Annotated in this window: 17 protein-coding genes and 1 pseudogene; 7 read left to right on the top strand and 11 right to left on the bottom strand. The window is 68.9% G+C overall.

Annotation, left to right across the window (positions count from 1 at the left end; all coding sequences use genetic code 11):
• Positions 1 to 3: 3 nt before the first annotated feature.
• Together ACIBN2_RS37900 and ACIBN2_RS37895 are read right to left on the bottom strand one after the other, a co-directional pair.
• On the bottom strand, positions 4 to 1,026 hold the full coding sequence (locus tag ACIBN2_RS37900; RefSeq protein ID WP_399141495.1) for a LacI family DNA-binding transcriptional regulator: 1,023 nt from the start codon (positions 1,024 to 1,026) through the stop codon (positions 4 to 6).
• 358 nt (positions 1,027 to 1,384) lie between these two features.
• Entirely contained in the window at positions 1,385 to 2,521 is a 1,137-nt protein-coding gene (locus ACIBN2_RS37895; protein ID WP_399141493.1) for a cellulose binding domain-containing protein, read from the bottom strand.
• 1,042 nt (positions 2,522 to 3,563) lie between these two features.
• Between ACIBN2_RS37895 and ACIBN2_RS37890 the strand changes: the two genes are divergently transcribed.
• Positions 3,564 to 5,315: a glycoside hydrolase family 6 protein gene (locus ACIBN2_RS37890; protein WP_399141491.1), complete on the top strand. Its 1,752-nt coding sequence runs from the start codon at positions 3,564 to 3,566 to the stop codon at positions 5,313 to 5,315.
• 335 nt (positions 5,316 to 5,650) lie between these two features.
• Here ACIBN2_RS37890 and ACIBN2_RS37885 read toward each other — a convergent pair whose 3' ends face one another.
• Both ACIBN2_RS37885 and ACIBN2_RS37880 read right to left on the bottom strand, forming a co-directional pair.
• On the bottom strand, positions 5,651 to 6,013 hold the full coding sequence (locus tag ACIBN2_RS37885; protein WP_399141489.1) for a hypothetical protein: 363 nt from the start codon (positions 6,011 to 6,013) through the stop codon (positions 5,651 to 5,653).
• On the bottom strand, positions 6,010 to 6,828 hold the full coding sequence (locus tag ACIBN2_RS37880) for a phytanoyl-CoA dioxygenase family protein (RefSeq protein ID WP_399141487.1): 819 nt from the start codon (positions 6,826 to 6,828) through the stop codon (positions 6,010 to 6,012). Before ACIBN2_RS37880 ends, ACIBN2_RS37885 begins: the two co-directional genes overlap by 4 nt.
• Positions 6,829 to 6,899: 71 nt before the next feature.
• On the opposite strand from ACIBN2_RS37880, the gene ACIBN2_RS37875 reads away from it, so the two are divergent.
• Positions 6,900 to 7,685, top strand: a complete 786-nt coding sequence (locus ACIBN2_RS37875) for a helix-turn-helix domain-containing protein (protein WP_399141485.1) — start codon at positions 6,900 to 6,902, stop codon at positions 7,683 to 7,685.
• Positions 7,686 to 7,825: 140 nt separating this feature from the next.
• Here the strand turns inward: ACIBN2_RS37875 and ACIBN2_RS37870 are convergent, their stop codons facing one another.
• From ACIBN2_RS37870 to ACIBN2_RS37840, 7 genes are all read right to left on the bottom strand, one after another.
• Positions 7,826 to 8,113 carry a carbohydrate-binding protein gene (locus tag ACIBN2_RS37870; RefSeq protein WP_399141483.1) on the bottom strand — a complete coding sequence of 96 codons (288 nt, stop codon included), beginning with the start codon at positions 8,111 to 8,113 and terminating at the stop codon, positions 7,826 to 7,828.
• Between the two features lie 721 nt (positions 8,114 to 8,834).
• Positions 8,835 to 9,194, bottom strand: a complete 360-nt coding sequence (locus tag ACIBN2_RS37865; protein WP_399141481.1) for a hypothetical protein — start codon at positions 9,192 to 9,194, stop codon at positions 8,835 to 8,837.
• A gap of 823 nt (positions 9,195 to 10,017) precedes the next feature.
• Positions 10,018 to 10,158 carry a hypothetical protein gene (locus tag ACIBN2_RS37860; RefSeq protein ID WP_399141480.1) on the bottom strand — a complete coding sequence of 47 codons (141 nt, stop codon included), beginning with the start codon at positions 10,156 to 10,158 and terminating at the stop codon, positions 10,018 to 10,020.
• A complete protein-coding gene (locus ACIBN2_RS37855; RefSeq protein ID WP_399141478.1) occupies positions 10,155 to 10,643 on the bottom strand; it encodes a GNAT family N-acetyltransferase in 489 nt (162 codons plus the stop codon). Before ACIBN2_RS37855 ends, ACIBN2_RS37860 begins: the two co-directional genes overlap by 4 nt.
• A 315-nt stretch (positions 10,644 to 10,958) precedes the next feature.
• A complete protein-coding gene (locus tag ACIBN2_RS37850; RefSeq protein WP_399141476.1) occupies positions 10,959 to 15,113 on the bottom strand; it encodes a trypsin-like peptidase domain-containing protein in 4,155 nt (1,384 codons plus the stop codon).
• Positions 15,097 to 15,408: a trypco2 family protein gene (locus ACIBN2_RS37845; protein WP_399141474.1), complete on the bottom strand. Its 312-nt coding sequence runs from the start codon at positions 15,406 to 15,408 to the stop codon at positions 15,097 to 15,099. Before ACIBN2_RS37845 ends, ACIBN2_RS37850 begins: the two co-directional genes overlap by 17 nt.
• Before the next feature lie 108 nt (positions 15,409 to 15,516).
• Positions 15,517 to 15,945: a hypothetical protein gene (locus tag ACIBN2_RS37840; protein WP_399141473.1), complete on the bottom strand. Its 429-nt coding sequence runs from the start codon at positions 15,943 to 15,945 to the stop codon at positions 15,517 to 15,519.
• Between the two features lie 818 nt (positions 15,946 to 16,763).
• Here ACIBN2_RS37840 and ACIBN2_RS37835 point away from each other — a divergent pair.
• From ACIBN2_RS37835 to ACIBN2_RS37815, 5 genes and pseudogenes are all read left to right on the top strand, one after another.
• On the top strand, positions 16,764 to 17,393 hold the full coding sequence (locus ACIBN2_RS37835) for a hypothetical protein (RefSeq protein WP_399141471.1): 630 nt from the start codon (positions 16,764 to 16,766) through the stop codon (positions 17,391 to 17,393).
• Complete coding sequence (locus tag ACIBN2_RS37830; protein WP_399141470.1) at positions 17,390 to 17,968, top strand: toxin-antitoxin system, toxin component; 579 nt, start codon at positions 17,390 to 17,392, stop codon at positions 17,966 to 17,968. The genes ACIBN2_RS37835 and ACIBN2_RS37830 overlap by 4 nt, the downstream gene beginning before the upstream one ends.
• Positions 17,969 to 17,980: 12 nt before the next feature.
• Complete coding sequence (locus ACIBN2_RS37825; protein ID WP_399141469.1) at positions 17,981 to 19,156, top strand: hypothetical protein; 1,176 nt, start codon at positions 17,981 to 17,983, stop codon at positions 19,154 to 19,156.
• Positions 19,153 to 20,562 carry an FAD-dependent oxidoreductase gene (locus tag ACIBN2_RS37820; protein WP_399141467.1) on the top strand — a complete coding sequence of 470 codons (1,410 nt, stop codon included), beginning with the start codon at positions 19,153 to 19,155 and terminating at the stop codon, positions 20,560 to 20,562. Before ACIBN2_RS37825 ends, ACIBN2_RS37820 begins: the two co-directional genes overlap by 4 nt.
• A 45-nt stretch (positions 20,563 to 20,607) precedes the next feature.
• Positions 20,608 to 20,980, top strand: a pseudogene (locus ACIBN2_RS37815) (hypothetical protein); the annotation flags it as partial.

Here is a 20,980-nt window from a genome sequence, read left to right as displayed (position 1 = left end):
CCGTCAGGACGACTCGCGAACGACCAACTCCGTACGCAGGATGACGTGGCGCCAGGCCACGGACGGCTCTTCCATCTCCTCCAGCAGCAATCTGATCATCGCCCGCCCCATCTCCTCCAGCGGCTGACGCACTGTGGTCAGGCGCGGCTCGGTGCGCTGAGCCAGCGGAAAGTCATCGAAACCGATCACGGCGACGTCCTCCGGTACCCGCCGTCCCGCTGCGCGCAGCGTGTGCAACGCTCCCGCCGCCGTGGTGTCCGACGCGGCGAGGACGGCGTCGATCTCTGGGTGCCGTTCAAGGAGTTCCGCCATGGCGCGGCGTCCGCTCTCCTCCGTGAAGTCACTTTCTGCGACCCAGGACCGCGACTTCGCCAGGCCTGCCAGTGCCAGGGCGTCCTGATAGCCGCGCAGCCGGCACTGCGCGACGTACATGTCCAGCGGCCCGGTAATGGTGGCGATCGCCCTGCGGCCCTGTGTCAGCAGGTGAGTGACGGCGTTTCGGGCGCCGCCCAGGTTGTCCGCGTCCACGTAGCTCACGTACTCGTCGCCCGAACGACGCCCCAGCAGCACGGTGGGCAACCGAGCCTGGGAGAGCATGTCCGGCAGCGGGTCGCCCGCGTGTACCGACATCAGCAGGACTCCGTCGACCCGGCCACCGCGTGCGTACTCCAGGAAGCGCTGCCGTTCGGTCTCCGACCGGACCAGCGTCAGCATCAATTGCATCCCGGTGTCCACCAGCGCGTCTCCGAGGGAGCGGACGATCTCCGAGAAGAACGGCTCCGCGAACTGCCTCCAGTCCGGCTCCGTCAGGACGAGGGCCACCGCGTCGGCGCGCCGCCCGGCCAGGGACCGGGCCGCAAGATTGGGCACGTACCCCAGTTCCTCGATGGCTCGCTGCACGGCCCGGCGTGTCGACTCCTTCACTCCGGCCGCGTTGTTGATGACCCGGGAGACCGTGCCCCGCCCCACTCCGGCGTGGACGGCGACCTCTTCCAGGGTCGGCGCTCCAGGGCGTCGCCTGGCCATGACCACCTCCCCCACCCGCGAGATCACCGATCTTACGGGCCTGAGGAACCGGGCACACGCCTTCCGCACGTGATCAACAGCGCTCGCAGCCAAGGAAGTCTTGATCGGGCACATCAGCCGTCCCGGTGGTCGGTGCGGAGGCCTCCAGGCTCGACATCCCTGGCCGTCCACGCCTCGAGGACGCTGCCAGGACAAAGGGCGTCGACTAACCGTTCGTTGGACAAGGCCGGACCCACCCGCCTGAGCATCAAAGCCAGGCGGGTGGGTGCGGGACTCACGGATGCGCACTCGCGCATCCGGCGCACGGCCACGGTGCCGCCCATGGATACGTGGGGTCAGACCGGCCGTGCCGAATCCATCAGGCGGTGGTGCAGGACGTACCGTTCAGACTGAAGCCGGCAGGCTTGGTGAACGTGCCGTCATAGGTGCCCTGGAACCCGAAGGACACCTGGCCGCCGGATGCGATGGACGCGTTGTACGCCGTACCGCCCGCCGTCACAGCTCCCGACGACGAGGACATGTCGGCGTTCCACGCACTCGTGATCTTCTGCCCTGCGGGCAGGGTGAACGCGAGCTTCCAGCCGTCGACGGCGGACGGACCCGCATTGGTCACGGTGACGTCGGCGGTGAAGCCGCCCTGCCACACATTGGTGCCGTAGGCCACCTTGCACGCCGATGAGCCGCCCGAGCCCCCACCCGGCCCGCCGGGGGTGCTGCCATCGGTGTTGACGGTCGAGGAGAACGACGTCACCGCTAGTCCCGCGCCGTTCTGCCAGGGCTCAAAGCCCGCCTGAACACTCGTCAAGTACCAGTTGTCCTGGGCCAGTCCCCGGGAGACGGCCTGGCGGACGAAGTCCATCACGTCGAAGTTCCAGCTGTCGATCGCCGAGGGCGCGACAAAGGACAGCACGTCATTGGAGCCGTTGTTGCCGGACCACACCTGCCACGAACGCCCGGCCACGGTGGTGGTGCCGGTCTGCGAGCCCACCGGCTGCACGGACCCCACATGGTTGAACCAGACCATGATCTCCGTGCGGTTCACGCCGTCGGTGCGGGGCGTCGGGTCCAGCCAGATGTCGTACGCCGCGTCGTAGGCCGCACCGCCGACATAGCCGTAGGAGATGCTCGTGGGTGCGCTCGCGATGGAGCTGAGCCGGGCCGGCAGGTTGGTGCCGGGTGAGCAGTTGGTGTAGTGGCAGCCGTTGTACACGGACGGGTAGGACTTCGGGGCGCCGTTGGTCGGGACCGAGCCGTCGGCCTGGGCGATGCGGAAGCCGGAGTCCGTGGCGGTGATGCACTGAGTGGCGCTGGTGCCCCAGCGGTTGTTCTGCACCACGTAACGGCCTTGGATCGTGGTCGTTCCGAACGGCTCGCAGATGGTCGTGTCGGCGTGCGATGGCGGAGCGGCGGTGAGAAGAGCCGCCAGCGCGACCAGTGATGTGAGCAGGGTGCCGAACAGGGCTTGCGCCCTGCCCGTTTGCTTCAACTGTTGCATGCGGATCCTCCGCTGGGATGTGTGGGGAGCAGCGAGAGCGTCCACTGTTTTGGGAGCGCTCCCAAAACAGATCGCAGGATCGAGCTGATCATCTTGTTCCTGGCGAGTGCCGGGCGGTCCCCTGTGCGGTCGAGGACCGCCCGGCCTGGCGACCCCGTCTCCCTGCGACGAGGTCGTGCACGCGGAGCTTCAGCGGGGGCTTGTTCGAGGAGCTCCGCGTACGGGCCCATGACCAGGGCCATGGGGCGCTCAGCCGGCGTCAGGCGCTGAACGCCCGCCTCACGTACCGGTGTTGCACGAGGACGCGCATCGACAACAGCAGGGCCGGCGCATCCTCTACGGCGGCCCGCGGCCGCCGTACGACTCTGCACTCGTGTCCGGGATCCATGTTTCTGGTCCTCCTTGCGGCGTGCGGCTCGGTGGGGGTCAAGGCCTGAACCAGTGGGAGCGCTCCCATAGTGCTGACGGGTACGGGCCGCGTCAAGACGTTGAGAAGTTGAATCGTTTTGAATTGAACCCGTCAAAGAAAGTTGGACAACGCCCTGTGCATTCACCCCCGTTGGCGCTACCGTCCCTCGCACCAGTGGGAGCGATTTCATCAGCCGACGCGGCCGTCACGGCGCATCAAGCTGAAAGGAGTCGCTCATGCGACACCCCCCGCCTTCAGTACTTTCAGCGGTCACCGGTGGGCTCCAGCTCGTTCCGAGTGGGGTGCTGCCGGTGATCTCGGCTCAGGGAGCCACACCCGCGTGGAACGTCGTCCCGGCCGGGGAACGCCAACGACCTCGGCCAGTGACTGACCCGCACGCTCATCAGCCCGGCCGCCCATTTCACCGTGCCCTGGCGTCCACAACGTCAACTCCCATGCACACGCGAGCCGTTGGAACACCCGGGACCGCTCCCCCGGGCCGTCCCTGATCCCCATCCACGTCGGCGCGCCTACCGCGTGCGGCACCGGCCTGCGCGGCCGCCTGCGCGTCCTCACCCCGTGATCGCCCCGTGATCGCCCCGTGATCGCCCAGAGGAGAAGGAACCCGCACCCATGAGTCGTACCAGAATGTCGCTTCTCGCCGCCCTGACGGTCCTCGCCGGGACCTCGGGGACGGCGTGCCTCACGGCACCGGCCGGCGCCGCCACCGCCTCGGCCCCCTGCACCGTGGACTACAAGATGCAGAACCAGTGGGACACCGGCTTCACCACGACCGTCACGATCACCAACAACGGTGCCGCCAAGTCGAGTTGGTCGCTGAAGTGGTCGTACGCCGGCAACCAGCAGATCACCAACGGCTGGAACGCCAAGGTCGCCCAGAGCGGTGCCGCCGTCACGGCGACCAATGAGAGCTACAACGGCTCCCTGACGAACGGCGGTACGGTCAGCTTCGGCTTCAACGGCTCTTACAGCGGCACCAACGCCGTACCCACCGCCTTCACCCTCGACGGTGTCACCTGCAACGTCGACGGGGGTGACAACGGTGGTGGAGGCGGCACCGGCGGGGGCGGCACCGGCGGGGGCGGCACCGGCGGAGGCGGCAGCACCGGCGGCCGGGCCGACAATCCCTACGTCGGCGCCAAGGTGTACGTGAACCCCGAATGGTCGGCCAAGGCCGCGGCCGAGCCGGGCGGCAGCCGGATCGCCAACCAGCCCACGGCCGTCTGGCTCGACCGGATCGCCGCGATCAACGGCGTGGGCGGCGGCATGGGCCTGCGCGCCCATCTGGACGAGGCGCTGAAGCAGAAGGGCTCCGGCGACCTGGTCGTGCAACTGGTCATCTACGACCTGCCCGGCCGCGACTGCGCCGCCCTCGCCTCCAACGGCGAACTCGGACCGAACGACCTCGACAAGTACAAGTCCGAGTACATCGACCCCATCGCCTCCATCATCTCCGACCCGAAGTACGCGGGCCTGCGCATCGCCACGGTCATCGAGCCCGACTCGCTGCCCAACCTGGTCACCAACGCCGGCGGCACCAACACCACCACCGACGCCTGCGTGACCATGAAGAGCAACGGCAACTACGAGAAGGGAGTCTCCTACGCCCTGGACAAGCTCGGCGCCATCCCCAACGTCTACAACTACATCGACGCCGGCCACCACGGCTGGCTCGGCTGGGACAGCAACCTCGGGCCGTCCGTGCAGGAGTTCACCAAGGTCGCCACCACCAATGGCGCGAGTGTGGGCGACGTGGCCGGGTTCATCGTCAACACCGCCAACTACAGCCCCGTCAAGGAGCCGAACTTCAAGGTCACCGACACCGTCAACGGCCAGACCGTGCGCCAGTCGAAGTGGGTGGACTGGAACCAGTACGTGGACGAGCAGTCCTTCGCGCTCGGCCTGCGGGACAAGCTGGTCGCCGCCGGATTCGACTCCGGTCTCGGCATGCTGATCGACACCTCCCGCGACGGCTGGGGCGGCTCCGCCCGGCCCACCGGTCCCGGACCGATGACGTCCGTCGACGACTACGTCAACGGCGGCCGCATCGACCGGCGCATCCACGCCGGCAACTGGTGCAACCAGAGCGGCGCCGGGCTCGGTGAACGGCCCACCGCGGCTCCCGCCGCCGGAATCGACGCCTACGTGTGGGTCAAGCCGCCCGGCGAGTCCGACGGCTCCAGCACCGCCGTCTCCAACGACGAGGGCAAGGGCTTCGACCGCATGTGCGACCCCACCTATGGCGGCAACGCCCGCAACGGCAACAACCCCACCGGCGCGCTGCCGAACGCTCCGCTGGCCGGGCACTGGTTCTCCGCCCAGTTCCAGCAGCTCATGCAGAACGCCTACCCGTCCCTGCCATAACCCTCTGAGGCGGTGAGCGTCCGCCGGGGCCGATCCCTGAAGGACCGGCCCCGGCGGACGAGTCCGGCCTGCTCCCACGCTTCCCCGTCCAGCAGCTTCGCCCTCAGGTCGCCCCACTTGGGGGAGTTCTTCGCGCACACCTGCTTGCGAAGAAGAACCGTTCCAACTCCGTACGGAACGGCGCCCCGTCGTCCGCCGTATGCCTCGCGGCTTGCTCATCCGTCAGAAACTCGACCGGCACCCCGGACCTCCAGACAGTCAGTGATCAACACGACTGCCGAAGGCTCCGCCCCCGCCGAACCCCAGGTCAATGCGCTCTCAAGCCCTCCAAGGGCTTAGCGCCGGTTTTCGGTCCGATGTTCCTCAACCCCCGATCGGGGCCCGGCCTCATCGAGGTCCACGAGTTTCTCGAAGAAGAACTCGTGCTTCAGGAACGACACTTCATGCTCGTGCCCCGGATACGGCGGGATCAGCTGAGCCGCCTGGATCAGGCGCCAGCCGTCGCGCAGGGCAGCCACTCCTGTCTCGTAAGGCGGCTCGTCGCCGTCGCCCGTGGTCGGGGAGGTGCGGCCGGTTCCGTCGTAGTGCGCCCAGCCGATGACGTCGGAGTCCAGGGCCGAGGTGCCCAGGTACAGCACCAGCACCTGCTGGCGCACGGTGGAGGCGGTCAGGGCGGCGGCGGGGGTGGTCGCGGTCATGCGGGAACCTCCTGCGGCCGGTTCGAGACTCGGGTGACCCAGTGGTCGAGGTCGAAGCCGGCGTCACCGGTCAGCGCCCGCCACAGCAGGACGCGGTTGTAGAGCTCCAGGCGGCCGGTCGCGGTCTCGTACCAGGGGAAGACAGTGCTCAACTCCGCGGCCACTCGCGGGTCCGCCAGGTCCGAGGTGTCCCACAGCCGCCGCTGCCGCACTGTCGGATTGAAGCGGATCTTGAACATGTAGCGCGGAGTGTCGCTGTCGTTGCGCCGGCCTCCGTGCCATAGGCCGTGGTGCAGAAACACCACGGTGCCTGCCGGGCAGACCAGCCGGCTCTGGCCGCGCAGGTTCTGGTACCGGCCGGTGTCGCTCTCGTTCGTACGCCGCAGATGGCTGCCGGGCACGCTGAGCGTGCCGCCCATCTCGAGCGTCACTTCCTGCGGGTAGTACATGAGCTGCACATCGAAAGCGTCGGGCCGCACGTCGATGATCGCGTCCGCATGCAGCGGCTGCGCCCGGCCCTCGTGCGGCTCACGGACATGTATGAAGTGGTGGTCGATGTTCGGATCGGGTCCCACCAGACTGCGCAACGCGCCTGCGACCTCGGGCATTTCGACGAGCCGCCGCACGAAGGACTCCTCGGGAAAGGCCTCGGTGATGGGCGTGCCATACGGCACCGGAGGGATGTTGGCGCCGAAGACCTGCACGGCCTCGGCATTCATCTCCGCGGGCACCACGGCGTCCATGCGCAGCGAGCCGTGGGCGACGAAGTGTGCCATCTGCACGGAGCTGAGCAGATGTTCTGTGGTTGTCGTCATGTCCACCACGGTAGGGAGCACACCGTGTCGGGCGCGTGGGTCCGGCTCACCAGCACTGGTAGATTTTCACCGTGATCGAGACCGTGGTGCGCCTGGACGAGCCGCCCGTCGTGGCCAACGTCGGCGTCGGCGTCCACGGCCCGGCCGGACACACGGACGTATTCCGCCTGCCCGACCTGTGGCAACTGCACCTGTACCGCTACGAGGCCGACCTCGCCATCGACGGTACGCCCCACACCATCCGCCCCGGCAGGGTCAGCCTGGTACCGCCCGCCACGACCGTCCGGTACCGCTACCGGGGCCGCTCCGAGCACCTGTACGCCCACCTGCGCCTGCCCGCCACCGGCGAACCCCGCACGGTCCCCGTCATGCAGGACGCGGGCCCGGAACTACCCACACTGTCCGCCCTGATGCTCCAGGCCGTCGCCGCCTGGCCGAGCACCCCGGTCCGGGCCGCAGCCGAGATCTGGGCCGCCCTGTGGCGTATCGCCCACCTCACCCCGCCCGCGCCGCAAGACCCACGGGACGGCCCGCACCCGGCCCTCACCGCCGCCATCTCCTACATCGAATCCCGGCTGGCCGACCCGCTCACCGTCCCGGAAGTGGCACGCGCCGCCAGGATCTCCCACAACCACCTCACCCGGCTCTTCCGCGCCGCCACCGGCGAGACCGTCGTCGCCTACATCCGTCAGCGCCGCCTCGACCGCGCCCGCCACCTGCTGCGTGAGTCCACCCTCTCGATCCCCGCGATCGCCGCCACGGTGGGCATCCCCGACCTCCAGGCCTTCAACAAGGCCTGCCGCCGCGAGCTCGGGGCGTCGCCCCGAGCCGTGCGCGGTGCACAGGGTCCTCCCTGACCGCGCGCGTGCGGCGCGACGCGGAGACCCGCACCCCGCCCTCCTGGGCAACTGCCGGAGACAGCGACAGGCATCTGCTTCCGCACGCCACCGGAATCCGGCATATCACCGACCCGACCCTCCGCATCGACCAGGCGCCTTCATCGCCGGGCCGCTGCGCCGCCCCTCCGATCGTCAGCGGCCGGGGCGAAGCGGAAGGACGCGAGCCGGAAGCCGCCGTGCAAGGTCAGTCGCAGTTCGTGGACGCCCCCAACCTGCGCCGTCGTCCCGGCGGCCACGGTCGACCAGGGGTAGCGGTCTCCAGTGACCGGTACGGCGACCTGCGCGAGGAGGCGGTCTCCGGCCCACACCTCCAGCCGCACCTGACCCGGGCCGGCGGCTGCGCGCCCCACCTCCGCCTCGAAGCGGGCGGCGCCGGACAGGTCCACCGGAAAGAACAGCAGGATCGCGGTGCGAGAGGAGCGGCCGCGACCGCATCGCCCGCGGTGCGCGGGGCGTCGGTCGAGGTGACGTGCACGAAGGCGTCGAAGTCGAGCACCCGAGTGCGCCGGTCGAGCACCGCGCGAGGAGTGGGCGGCGTGCCGCTCACGATGAGCGGGGCGCTGAGGACGATGTCCTCCGCCGAGCGGCCGACGAGCACCTCGGAGCCGCCGGGATCCACGGTGAAGGGTCCTCGTGGCGGATCCTGAGCGGGTACCGGCACGGTCTGGAGATTGCGATGACCGCGTGCCAGAGCTTGCAGTTCGACCGGGAACCGGTTGGCCTGCGGATCACTGCGACCGTGGTCCAGGCCGATGCCCCGGGCGGGAACGTCACCGGCCGTCGACCGTGATCAAGGCCCGGGCCAGGTCATCTGGCCATACGGCGTGTCGCGCGGTTGATGGCCCACAGGGTGTCGTCGCCTATGTGACTCCGCGGGTGCGGTGGTAAGTCGGCCGGGACCGGGTCGGATCGGCCCTGCTCGGTGCGGCAGTTGCCGCTGGTGGGGCGGGATGCCGGGCATCATGCGACTTGCCACGTTCGTGACCTGGTGCAACATGGTGGCGTGGGACAGTGCATGAAGGTGAGACCGTTCCCCTACGCCCGTTGCGGAGCGTAGGAGAGAAGGTCCGCCATCTGCGTGCCGTGCGCTCTCGGTACGGCGGCGGGTCAGTGGTCGGAGTAGCTGAAGTCGCCCACTGTCCAGGCACTGATGTCCTCGATCGCAACACGGTACATTCCGCCCGTCTCCGGGATCCCCACTGCGCCCTGCAGAATCCGCGCGACATGGAAGTGCAGATGCGTGGGCGGCCCGTCCTTCTTCGCGGGACTGTCAAAGACCGCGGCGAACTCGCCCAGGTGGGCAGACTCGGTCAGCACCTCCGCCACCCGCTGCCTCCACATGGCCTCGGGAGCCAGTCGACCGGTGATGACAGCACCACCGGTGACCACGGTCAGGGACATCTGACTACTCTGCCCGGACTCCACAAGGGCGGCGATGTCAACGATCAACTCGTCAGCCTTCAGCATGAGATCAGATTCTATCCACAGCTCTCCCACCACGCGGCTCGGGTTGCGGCACTAACAGGCGTACCAGGCAAGAAAGGTCCAGACGGTCTCGTCGCGGTAGGCACGTCAACCCATACACGCCGCACTTGCGCCGCAGGCCGGCCCCAACATCTCTGGACCGACCGAGGGGCCCTACCTCATCGTCGGGCACACAAAAATCTATACTCGCTGAAGTAGACATTGGCCGCTTGGATCATTACTGTTTCTCTCGTAGTCGAGATCGAGCGAGGCCCGGCAGACACGAACTGCCAGGCAGCAGTACACGGATGACGGTCCGGTGGTGGAGCCTCGAAGCCAGGTTGTTGCACGACGGCGACGGGACTGACGACCGGACCGGGTGGCCCGCAGTGATCAGGGGCCGCCGCGATCAAGACCGCGGTCGACGCGGTTGCAGTACCAGCAGTGCTGTATCGAGTTGTTCCCTCGGTGAAGGCGTCGGACTGCGGACGCGCGCGCCGGGGCGCGGTAGCAAGCAGTGCGTAGTCCCCGTTTGGTAAGTGATTGGTTCAGAGGGAAGAACGGAGGAGTCGAGCGCCATCAGGATCGCCCGGGCGAAACACGTGGGCCCGGGTACCGCAGGACATCGATAGGTAGGTGGTCTCCGGTCACGCATCCGCGATCCCCGCACCGCAGTCGGCATATCGGGCGGCTGTGCGGAAACAGAAGGCCGGCGCAGCAATAGGGCCGGCGGATGGTGTTGCAGTTCCTTCGGGGCCTTGGTGCCGTACGGCACCAAGGCCCCTCGATGCGTTCCACAGGGCGGCGAGATGACAGCAGACGATCGCTAGACCCACTCGACGCCCGCGCGCGTGAACTCGTCGACCAGGGCACCCCGATCGAAGCCGCATGCCGGAGCCGGATCATCATCCTCGAAGACCAGCTCGAAGGAGCCCAGCGCATCAACGGCGTCGGCGCACCCCGTCATCCCGAAGGAATGCGGAACTCGAATTCGGGACGGTCCCACGGCACGGCGGGCGGGTTCGCGAACGCGGTACCGGTCCGCACCGCACCGACGCGGTGGTAGAAGTTCTCGGCGGGCTGGTGTGACACGACCTTGATGCGGTCGATCCCGGCGGCACGGGCCTCGGACTGCATGTGCGCGACGAGTAGCCGTCCAATACCCCGTCCTTGCATTTGGTCGGCGACGAACAGCAGGTCGAGCTCCGGTGGAGCGAGGACGAGCGAGTAGAACCCGAGGATCCGGCCTCCGTGCTCGTCGGCGCCGACGGCCACAAAGGCGCGGTGGGCCTCGATGTAATCAGGACCGACCCGGTAGCCCGCGACGGCCGTTGCGTACTTCCCCTCGTAGGCGCCTGAGCCACGCACGAGCCGTGTGAGCCGTTTGGCATCCCGCGCGACGGCCCGCCGTATCGTGACCGGCTGACTGATCCGGGAAGTGCGTGAACTCATCGGGAGAGTATGTCCCACCAGGGAGTGTCTTCGTGCGGCGGGTCGGCTGCTCGCGCAGGCGTTACGGCGGCACCGCTCCCGGGAACCGCTCGCCCAGGCCCGGACGTGCGCGGTGTTGAGGACGACGCCGAAGCGCGGGAGCTGGGCCGACTTCCGGACCTGGCCGGAGACGGCCGCCTCAACCCACGATGACGTCATGCCCGGAATTGGCGATGGCATCGCTGACCACCTGCTCGCTGAGCACGGTGCCGGACGCGGCATCAGCCGAAGCCCCCGATCCCGCCAGCGATCAGCAGCCAGGGTGGCTGCGCCTGATCACCCCTGGTCGCTGAACCCCAGGTGGTCGAAGACGACTCGCCGCAGTCGCAGGGCCGCGTCGGGATCGATCGCGGCGAGCACCGGTACCGCGTGATGCCAGCCCTCCGGGGTAAGCGCCTCCGCGAGGAGGGCCCGTGCGCGAGGGAGGTCGGGGCCGGACGGGGGTGGAACGAGGAAGGTGGCCAGGAGGCGGGCCAGCGACGTGATGTCGTATCGGCCGTCGAGCGGAGCCGGCAGGCGGTCGGCGGGCAGCGCAGCGACGTACGCGGCGAGGTGAGCGAAGGCCGCCGCACGCTGTTCCGCGTCTTCCGCCCGCCCCGCCATGGTCCGGGCCGCGTCGTGGTCACCGAGCGCGGCGTAGGCGAGTGCAGACGCACTCCCCGCCTGGGCGTCACTGATTCCTGGTGTCGCGTGCCCGGGAAGCATGTCGAGACGGCTGCGGGCGTCGGCCGGGTCCGCTGCCGCGGTCAGCAGACTGAGCAGCACTTCTCTGCTGTTCGGTCGGAGCCCGTCGTAGACCAGGCACGGGTCGCACGCGGCGTCCAGGATCTGCCGAACGCGCGCACTGCGCTCGCCGTCGTGGGGTCCTACGGCAATGAGAAGCGGTACGAGGCGCAGCTCGGGATCCGTGTGCACGTCGGAGAGCAGGTCGTCCACCAGCCGGGCCGCCAGTTCCGGATCGTGCGGCCACAGGCCCGCGACGGCCTCAGTGCAGGCATCGTCGTGGTCGTATCCTCTCCACGGTCCGTCCTCGTCCACCGGTGCCTGAACGATGGCGGCGACGCGTTCGGTCGCGCCGGCCCACGCCAGCGCCTGGATGGCAGTGGTCATGGGGGACGGAGACGCCCAGTCCCAGCCGGCCGTTGACGCCAGGTCGACGGCCGCCTCGGCGAGACGCAATGCCCGGCCGGGGTCGTCGCACGCGACGGCCAGGGACACGACGGCGAGGCCCCAGGCGCGCACGGCGGAGTCGCTGATCGCCGCCACGAGTCGCTCCGCCTCGTCAGGCCGGCCTGCGGTGGCGACCGCACCCGCCAAGGCGGCGAGGCGTTCCTGATCAACTCCGTTTACCAGTGCGGCCGTTGCCTGGCGTCCGTGCTCGGCTGTGTGGAGCAGTTCCAGGGATCGCCCCGGGTCGCCGGCGACGAGGTGGCCGGCGAGTACGGCGAGCACTTCGGCAGCCTCCCACCACGACGGGCCGTCCGGTGAGGAGTACTCCTGGGTGAGTAGCGTGGTCACCAACTCCTCGGTGGCACCGGCTCGTGCGAGCAGCTCGACGACTCGCCGGGTGCAGTCGTCGACGTCACCGTCGCGCATGCGGGCCTGGCGTGAGTGTTCGAGCGCCGTCCAGGCCTCGATCGTCGCGCCCCAGCGGGCCCAGCCTTCGGCGACCACCGACCAGGTGACCCGTTGGGCACGCAGCCTGCCGGGATTGCCGATGGACTCGGCGAGGCGGTGGGCTTCCGTCATCCGGTCCGTGGCGACGAGTGCGCAGACGTCGCCACATGTCGCGTCGTCCCTGTGCTCGCCTGTGTACTGCAGCTTCGCCGCGGCCAGCGAGGCCAGCCGCTCGGCCTCGCGGGGACGCGGGTCGCGCAGAGCCTCCGCGGCGACTGCGAACAGGTCCTCGAAGTCGCTCGTGTCAGGACGCCGGGCGAGCTGGACCACAGCGTCGTAGAGCCGTGTCGCGTCCTCGGGGAGGCCGCAGGCCGAGCACGCCTCGGCGACGCTCGCCAGAACACGTACACGATCCGGAAGGAACTCGATCTGCTCTGCGGACTCCTCCGCCCGCCGGAGCAGGCGGGCCGCGACCTTCGAATCGCGGAGCGCGGTGGCGGTCGTGAGCAGATCACTGACGAAGGCTTTGGTGCCCGGGCCATCGTGTGGCCGGGACTCCACGAGGAGCACTTGCCCCGCCTCTTCCTCGCGGCCCGCCAACGCGAGGGCGGTCGCCCGCAAGCCCCGCGCCGCGTCAGCCGTGCCGGGCCCCACCCCCTCCTCCGCGTCCCCGGCCAGCCACGCCGCCTCCTCCGCGAGGTCCACCGCCCGCCGGTCACCCGCTTCGGCCAGGACGCGTGCCACGCCGAGCAGCGCCCTGGCACGGTTCTTGGTCCGGAAGACGCTGCGGGCAAGGCCGATGGCCTGACGGACCCGGCCGAGTCGCGCGTACACGGCCGGGATGTCCGGATGCAGCGACTCGTTGCGCCGGGCCACCAGATCCCCCGCCGCGGCGAGCGCGCCCAGCGCCCCCAGGTCATCGGGCGTGACCCCCCGAACCGCCTCCCGCGCCGCCGCGATCTCCGCGAGGCATGCCGCGTCGCTCTGCGTCGCCTCCCGCAGCCGATCCCGGCGTCGCGGATCCGTGGCGAGGGCGGTGGCCCGGCCCGCGTCCTGGAGGAGGGCGACCAGACGGCCGTACGGCTGGAGCAGATACAACGGGGTGTCCTCCGGCCAGCCGCGGCGCTCGTACGTCTGCGCCCAGGCCCGCAACCGCTCCCGATAGGCATCCACGTCCGGCCCGAGTTCGTCCTGCGCGGCGACGAGAAGCGTCTCGTGGGCGAAGAGATAGCCGCGGCTGGTCGTGTACAGCGTCACGTCGGACTCCCCCGAACTGGCGAAGCCGCTGCCCCGCAGCCGCAGAATGCGCCCGAACACGCTCTCGAGCCTGTGCCGCAATGTGTATCCGGTCTCGCCCGTCAGTTCGCGCAGGTCCTCCACCGCGAGAGTGCCGCGCGCGGCGGTGAGCAGGCCGACCACGTCGCGCTCCAACTGGTCCCCGGACAGCGCCCGTTGGAGGTCGAACTTGGCCTCGTGCTCGGTGTGGCGGGCCGCTTCCGAGGGAGAGACCTCCACGATCGGGCAGTGGCGCAGCGGGTGTCCGCCGGTGACGTCCGGCGGAAGACCGGGGTTGGGCCGGCTGGTCACCAGGACGCGAACGTTGGGCGGGAGACGGGCTGGCAACAGGGAGGCGATGCTGGTGCCCGTGCCGCCGGGCATCCGGGACTGGTCCTCGTCCAGGCCGTCGACGACCAGCAGCAGCGTGCCACCGTCCACGGCGACCCGTTCCGCGGCCTGCCGCAGCAGCAGCCGGCGTTCGCCGTCACGGGCGGCCGGGGAGCCGGCGGTGGCCGGTTCGCGGCCCGCGATCGCGGCGAGCTGGTCGATGACCGCCGCCGTGTACGCGTCGCCGTCGGACTGACCGGCGTACCGGGCGGTGATGAAGAACCACACCGGTACCACCCCACGCGGCGGATGCAGCGCGAACCAGGCCGCCAGCGCCGTCTTTCCCGCCCACGGGCGGCCCTGCAGCCAGCGGTACGGCTCCGGTCCGCCGCAGAAGGAGACCAGGTCCGCCAGTTCGGCCTCCCGCTCGGCAAGCAACTCTGGTGCGATGTCGGCAAGTTGGGCCCGGTAGATCTCTTGGACAAGGTCAAGGGCGGGGGTCGGTACGGCGGAGGGCAACGCGCCGAGGTCCTGGCACAGCAAGCCTTCCAGGTCAGACCGCTCGGTCGCATTCAACGCATCGGCCCACCGGTCCGCGCGCCCTGCCGCGATCCGCCCCGGCCCTTCCCTGCGGTGATGACGGCTGACGACACCGACCAGATGTCCGCCGCTGAACACGGCCGCGCCCGACATCCCCTCCCAGGCGTCCCGCTCGGGGTCCGGGTCCGCGGCGGGCGGCGCGGTGATCCGCAGGTCCAGGGTGCCCTCGCGCCGGTTGGCCAGCACCGCGCACCTGGCGTCCATGTGCTCGGCGTCCCGGAAGCGCCGACCCTCCGCGTCGGTACGGAGTTTGAAGCGGGGAAACCCGATCGCCGTGCAGCTCAGCACCGTGTCCTGCTCGCCGATCCCTCCGAGGGAGACGGATGGGATGCCTTCGGCCGTGGTCTCCGACAGTGTCAGCACAGCGACGTCGATGCGGTCGTTCGACCAGGCCAACGTGGCGTCGACGAGCCGCTCCCCCGGCCGGTCAGCCTGGAAGCGGACGCGGATGCCGTCGGCGCCCGCGACAACGTGCGCGGCCGTGAGAACCGTGGCCGACCCGACGAGGTACCCGGAACCGCGCCGCCCACTGCCCCCACCCGACGGCAGGCCGACGATGATCTCCGCGACCCGCTCCGGCCGCAGACCCCGCTCAGATTTCGTCGTCAACCTCGTCACCCGTGATCATCACCGTCTCCGCCGAACCCCCGCCCGGCGGTACGGCCTTGGGAACGAGCGTGAGCTTGATCCGCTGTGTCTCGGCGTGTCCGTACTTGCCGTTCGCCCCGGCGTCGACGACCCACAGCCGCACCTTCGCGTCGCCGCCGCCCTCCTGTGTGACGGCGACGGACACCTCGACCTCCACGGGACCCAGCTCGAAGCGGAGCATCCTGCCGTCACCGTGCGCCAGGGAGGTGGTCAACTGCTCCCTCAACTCCTGAATCATGTCAGCCAGTTCAATCACACGTCCCCCTTGTGCGGCGCTACGCAGATGCTACAAGCCGACGCAGCGTGGCCACCGCCGGCTCCACGACGGTCCACACCACCGAACCGTTCCTGGATGTCTTACGGGCTAGGCACAGGAGAGGGACTCCGCCCGGTGCAATCGCCAACCGACGTAGAGAAGCACGAGCGCAAGGGCCACCTCGATGCCGAGCCCGGTGCCCACACCGAAGGCCTCGCCAAGCGAGAAGTGGTCGAAGTGCCGGACGTGGAACGCGAAGTGCGTCGCGGCATAGATCAGGTAGCCGACGAGGACCGCCATGACGACCTTGCCGTCGAGCACCCAGGCGGCGAAGTAGAGCATGCCGGTCAACGCCAGTCCGAGGCCGCCGACATCGGAGAGCAGGTGTTCGTTGTACGGCGGGTCGAGGTTCACCGTGGGGAAGTCGTCGTAGAACGAGCGGGGGAAGACGTACTGCCACACCGACACGACCGTCTGCAACACGGCCAGGACGAGCAGTCCTCCGCGCAGCCAGTTCTTGATGGATCGAGGCTTCATACAGGACAGACAAACGACCGGGGGTCCTTTGTGACACAGCGCCTCAGCTGGGGTGGTGTGGCTGTGGTTACGCCGCACGCCGTCACATCACGACCGGCTGCGTGGTCCTTCTGCCGACACGGTCATGTACGCCCAGATGGGCGCAACCTCGAGTCGGCCTCGGCGGTGCCCAAGGGATGAACCAAACCCGGCGTACCAGGGCGCTCGTTCGCGCAGCGACGTTTGGACGAAACGGCGGATCAGGCCGAGATGCACGAGGTTGTATGCCCACAACCACCCATGGCGGATCTCAAACTGGAGCCACAGCGGCATGCCGCAGTACGGATGGCCCTGTCGTCCCAAGGGCAACTCCGTGTTCCTGCCCACGAACCGGCGGAGTGGCCGGGCGGCTCGGCCATGCACGTCGGTTACGGCATCGCGCCATGGCCGGATTTCAACGATCATTCGTCGCACCTGGAACGATCGTTGTAGATCGAGGGTTTCGGGCGTACTGTTCGATCAGCAACCACAGCCGACTCTGCAGGAGCGATCGGTGAGGCCGTCTCCTCCCGGGAATCCCCAGTCCCACTGGCCGCTTGACGAGGCGCACCGTCTCAACTCACAGGCGTTGGCGCTCCGTTATCGCGAGGAGACATCCGTACGTCGCAGCGAGGAGCCGCTTCCCTCCGCCCGGCGGCTGCCGGGCGTGGGTCAACGCGTCCGGCGGAACCGTGAATTGACGCCAAGAACTGGGCGAGCGACTCAATTTGAGTCCAGCCTCCACGCCCATGCCGACCAGTAAGAATTCTCCGTTATCACGTGTCCCCAAGGAAGCGCCTGTGAGTGAGCCCCGTCAGCCACTATTGAATGCCCTGGCCCGTATCGGTGAACTCTGCGTCGTGCTTGGCAAGTCGCGCGAGGACGTTCTGGACGTACCGCGCCTGGCGCGTGCCGCCGGGGTGACGGCGCGAGAGGTGGAGACGCTGTTCGATGGCGAGATTCCTCCCGACGAGGACCCGGACCGCCTGGTTCGACGACGTGTCCGCCTTCTCTATGAGGCGCACCCCGGCGGTAACGGCAAACCAAGAGACATCCGTGAGATCGCCGCGGCCATCAACTCGACAACCACCTGGGCCAAGAAGCTCGTTCACGGACAGGCCTCGCCGAACATCCACGTCGGCTCGGCCTTGTGTAAGTTCTACGAAGTCGACAAGGGCTTCCTCACGGACTCGCCGGCCGAGGCGCTTCTCAGGGAGCTGCGCCACATCCTCTTCGATCTGGAGGTGGAGGCCGATCCGGAGCAAGCGCTCAGGAATCTTGGCGTGGTGCACATTTCAGGGCGCAATCCGAACCAGTTCCGGTACGAGGAGCTGACAGCACTGACCAGGATGGTTGCGGAGGTGGCCAGCACACTGGACGGTGTCAAGGACAAGCTGGCGCGCATGGGATATGCGGAGGACGAGCGATGAGGGGGTCGACCACGAAGGCGCTCGCCAAGCAGCAGCGCAAGCTCTTGGCCGAACTCGGTGCCGCTGTTGAGGACGCCGTCGACATCCCGGCTGAGCCTCACGTTGTGTTCGAGGCCGTGTGCCAGGCCATGAGCGCCCGCAGAGGGGGACGGCCAGTCACTCTGTCCATACGCCCCTTCCCGGAAGGGATGGCCCACACCACCGGCCTGTGGCTCGACCTCGAGGACCAGGACCTGATCGTGGTGGAGGAGCATCTCGCACCGGACCACCAGCTCGTCGTCCTCGGTCACGAACTGTGGCACATAGAAACCGGGGAAGGCGGACACAACCACCTCGGTGGTGCGGCCGTCGCGGCACGTGCGGCGTTGAGTGATCAGATCGACTGGCTCGAGCTGGCCCGGCAGGTGGCAGCGCGGGCACATTCGCATCAGGAGGACGAGGTGGCTGCCGAGGGCTTCGGTCTCCTCCTGGGCAACCACATGAAGACTTGGCTGGCCCTGCCCGGCACCACGCGCCAACTCGACGACGAGGTCGCCCGTCGGATCAGGGCCACGCTCGGCTACCGGCGGGGCTGACGTACGGTGTCGATGACTCAAGCGTTCCTGATCATCGCCGGCGTGTTGGCGATGGGGTTGTTCTTCAAGCTGCCCGCCGTCCTGCGAGGCGGCAGGAACCCCCTGGCCCGGCAGGTCACCGGTCTGCTGGTGCTCGCCTGCTGTGTTTTTGTCTTCGCAGCTCCGTCCAGCATCATCGCGATGAACGATCTGACCGGGATCACCAACTTCTCAGCCCCCTGGGTCTACAGCTTGCTCACGGGGTTCTGCGCGTCGTGTCTGCTGCTGATCGTGAAGTGGCGGGGCGGCCGGCGTCTGCGGCGTGCGACCTGGTGGGTCTACGGCAGTTACGGCACCCTCCTCACCGCTGTGTGGGTGTGCTTCTTCCTCGGCGACCACCACATCGAGCGCGTACGGGACTTCGACACCTACTACGCCAACACGCCGTGGCTGCGCGAAATGATCGTGCTCTACCTGCTCGGGCACACCGTGGCGGTAGTGATCACCTCGGTACTGCTGTGGACCTGGGAACCCCGTGTTCGCGGAACGGGATGGCTGCGTGCCGGTGTCGTACTGCTGGGCATCGGCTACGCCCTCAATCTGGGCTTCGATGTCGCCAAGTTCACGCCCGTCATCGCCCGGTGGACCGGCCGCAGTGATCTCGACTGGATGAGCACCCAGCTCGCGCCGCCCATCGCGATCCTCGTGGGCCTGCTGATCGCCCTCGGGTTCCTTCTTCCGCACGCCGGTGAGCAGATGGCGCAGCGGTGGGCCGCCCAGACCGAGTACGTGGCCCTTGGCGCCCTGAACCGCGCGCTGCACGAGGTGCCCACCGCTTCGGCTCCCGTCGCACTGGGTCGGTTTGCTTCGCTCGATATGCGCCTGACGTACCGTAAGACGTTCATCCGTGATGCGCTGCGGCTTCTCGAACCCCGCCTCGACCTGGCTCAGCGAGACCGGGACCGGGAGTTTCACCTCAGCCGCGGCACGTCACACGCCAAGGCGAAGGCCCTGGCCGATGCCATGGCCATCTCCGCCGCCGTTGCACGGATGTCGCGGCCCGACAGCACCGACGCGGCCGCGCGGACACTTCGGCCGGCATCCGACGGCCTCGGCGATCTCGTTCCCATCTCCCGCGCCCTGCGCAACCTTTCCCGCGCGGATGCCGTCCGTGGGAACGCGGGCCACCCAGAAAGCGTGACTTCATGACCTCGGGTTCCACCCCGACCCCTGCCAGACCGTCCCGCCGTGCCGTGGTGATCGGCGGTGGCCTCACCGGCATGCTCATGGCGCAGGCCCTGTCGACGGTGGCGGACGTCGTCGTCCTCGAGCGCGACACGTTGCCGGAGCGGCCCGAGCCGCGCAAAGGGCTGCCGCAGGGAAAGCACAGTCACTTGCTGTGGTCCGGTGGAGCAGAGGCCATGGAGTCCGTGCTGGCAGGAACCGTCAAGAGCCTCGATGCGGCAGGCGCGCGCCGGATTCCGCTGACGAACGGGATGGTTGCCTTCAGCCCGCGCGGCTGGTTCCAGCGCTGGCCCGAGAGCCACTACGTCATCACCTGCAGCCGTGACCTTCTCGACTGGGTGATCCGCAGCCGTGTTCTGGCCAACGAGCACGTCGAGTTGAGGCAGGGCATCACCGTCACCGGGCTTCAGGGCACGAAGACGGCGGTCACCGGTGTCAAGGTCGCCGCGAGCACCGGCGACGAGGAGATCCTCCAGGCCGATCTGGTCGTCGACGCGAGCGGGAGGGGGTCGCGCTCTCCCCAGTGGCTGGCCGAGCTCGGTGTGCCGGAGCCCGCTACCCGCGAGGTGGACTCGGGCCTGGTGTACGCGAGCCGCTTCTACCAGGCCCCGCCCGGGCTGCCTGCCACCTGGCCCATCATCAACGTCCAGGCGAATCCCCGTGCCGCCGGGCCCGGCCAGGCCGGCGTCATTCTCCCCATCGAGGACGGCCGCTGGCTCGTCACGCTGTCCGGAACCCGCGGCGGCGAACCCACCGACGACCCCGACGACTTCCAGCGCTTCGCCCTCGACCTGCGCCACCCGATCGTCGGCGAACTGCTCGGCAAGGCAACGCCGTTGGGGCCCGTCCACGTCACGCGGATGACGGCCAACCGCCGCCACTTCTACGAGAAGGCCGTCATGCCAAGGGGGTACGTCGTCCTCGGCGACGCTCTGGCGGCCTACAACCCGACCTATGGACAGGGCATGTCCGTCGCAGCACAAAGCGCCGTGACCTTGCGTGAAGTCATCCGCCGGCGGGGCTGGGCCGCCCCCGACCTCGCTGCCCGTATCCAGAAGGCCGTCGTACCGCACGTCAACGTGGCATGGACCTTCGCGACCGGCGCGGATGTCTTCTACGAGGGAGCCACCGATGCCGGGCCCACGCTCGCCGAGCGCCTTGCCGCCCGCTTCGTGGATCGGCTCACCTACACCGCCACAGGCTCTGGCCGCGTCGCCCGCGCCGTCACCGACGTGGTGACGCTCAAGGCGGGACCCGCGACATTCGCCCGCCCCAGCAACGTCGTCGCAGCTCTGCGCGGCCCACTCCAGCCCGCCCCGACGAAGCCTCCGCTGACGGACGAGGAACGGCAAGCCGTCGACTACGCCTGACCCAGACTGCTTCCCTCATGCGTTCCGGGGTCCCGCACGAACTGCGTGCGGGACCCCACCCGTGCTCCGTGCTTCCTGCAGAACAACGCCACGGTCGGCTCGATCGTGGCGGTCGTCGGCATCGTCCTGGCGGCGTGGTCGGCCTCCGAATACGTGGCCGCCTTCATCCGCGCCGCGAACGCCGTAGCCCACGGCACGCAGTCGCCCGCCGCCGCAACTAGGCTCATCGCACAGTCCGAGAAGCGCTGGAGCGGCTACAGGAGGTTGAGGCGCATGCTTGTCCTGAGCCGCTCGCAGGTCGAGGATCTGCTCGACACGGACTCGCTGATCGATGCCCTGGCCCCGGCGATGGCAGACCTCAGTGCGGGCCGCGCCTCGGTACCCGACCGCGTCGCCGCCCTGGTGCCCGAGCACGATG

It is taken from the genome of Streptomyces sp. NPDC050534, assembly GCF_044457745.1.
Lineage (GTDB): Bacteria > Actinomycetota > Actinomycetes > Streptomycetales > Streptomycetaceae > Streptomyces.
The sequence above is the reverse complement of the archived record's forward strand: the minus strand, read 5'-3'. Positions and strand labels throughout refer to the sequence as shown.

Bases quoted from the DNA above. Each gene is read 5' to 3' on its own strand.
- ACIBN2_RS37900 (WP_399141495.1), bottom strand. From the start codon at position 1,026: ATGGCCAGGCGACGCCCTGGAGCGCCGACCCTGGAAGAGGTCGCCGTC.
- ACIBN2_RS37895 (WP_399141493.1), bottom strand. From the start codon at position 2,521: ATGCAACAGTTGAAGCAAACGGGCAGGGCGCAAGCCCTGTTCGGCACC.
- ACIBN2_RS37890 (WP_399141491.1), top strand. From the start codon at position 3,564: ATGAGTCGTACCAGAATGTCGCTTCTCGCCGCCCTGACGGTCCTCGCC.
- ACIBN2_RS37885 (WP_399141489.1), bottom strand. From the start codon at position 6,013: ATGACCGCGACCACCCCCGCCGCCGCCCTGACCGCCTCCACCGTGCGC.
- ACIBN2_RS37880 (WP_399141487.1), bottom strand. From the start codon at position 6,828: ATGACGACAACCACAGAACATCTGCTCAGCTCCGTGCAGATGGCACAC.
- ACIBN2_RS37865 (WP_399141481.1), bottom strand. From the start codon at position 9,194: ATGCTGAAGGCTGACGAGTTGATCGTTGACATCGCCGCCCTTGTGGAG.
- ACIBN2_RS37860 (WP_399141480.1), bottom strand. From the start codon at position 10,158: ATGACGGGGTGCGCCGACGCCGTTGATGCGCTGGGCTCCTTCGAGCTG.
- ACIBN2_RS37855 (WP_399141478.1), bottom strand. From the start codon at position 10,643: ATGAGTTCACGCACTTCCCGGATCAGTCAGCCGGTCACGATACGGCGG.
- ACIBN2_RS37840 (WP_399141473.1), bottom strand. From the start codon at position 15,945: ATGAAGCCTCGATCCATCAAGAACTGGCTGCGCGGAGGACTGCTCGTC.
- ACIBN2_RS37830 (WP_399141470.1), top strand. From the start codon at position 17,390: ATGAGGGGGTCGACCACGAAGGCGCTCGCCAAGCAGCAGCGCAAGCTC.
- ACIBN2_RS37825 (WP_399141469.1), top strand. From the start codon at position 17,981: ATGACTCAAGCGTTCCTGATCATCGCCGGCGTGTTGGCGATGGGGTTG.
- ACIBN2_RS37820 (WP_399141467.1), top strand. From the start codon at position 19,153: ATGACCTCGGGTTCCACCCCGACCCCTGCCAGACCGTCCCGCCGTGCC.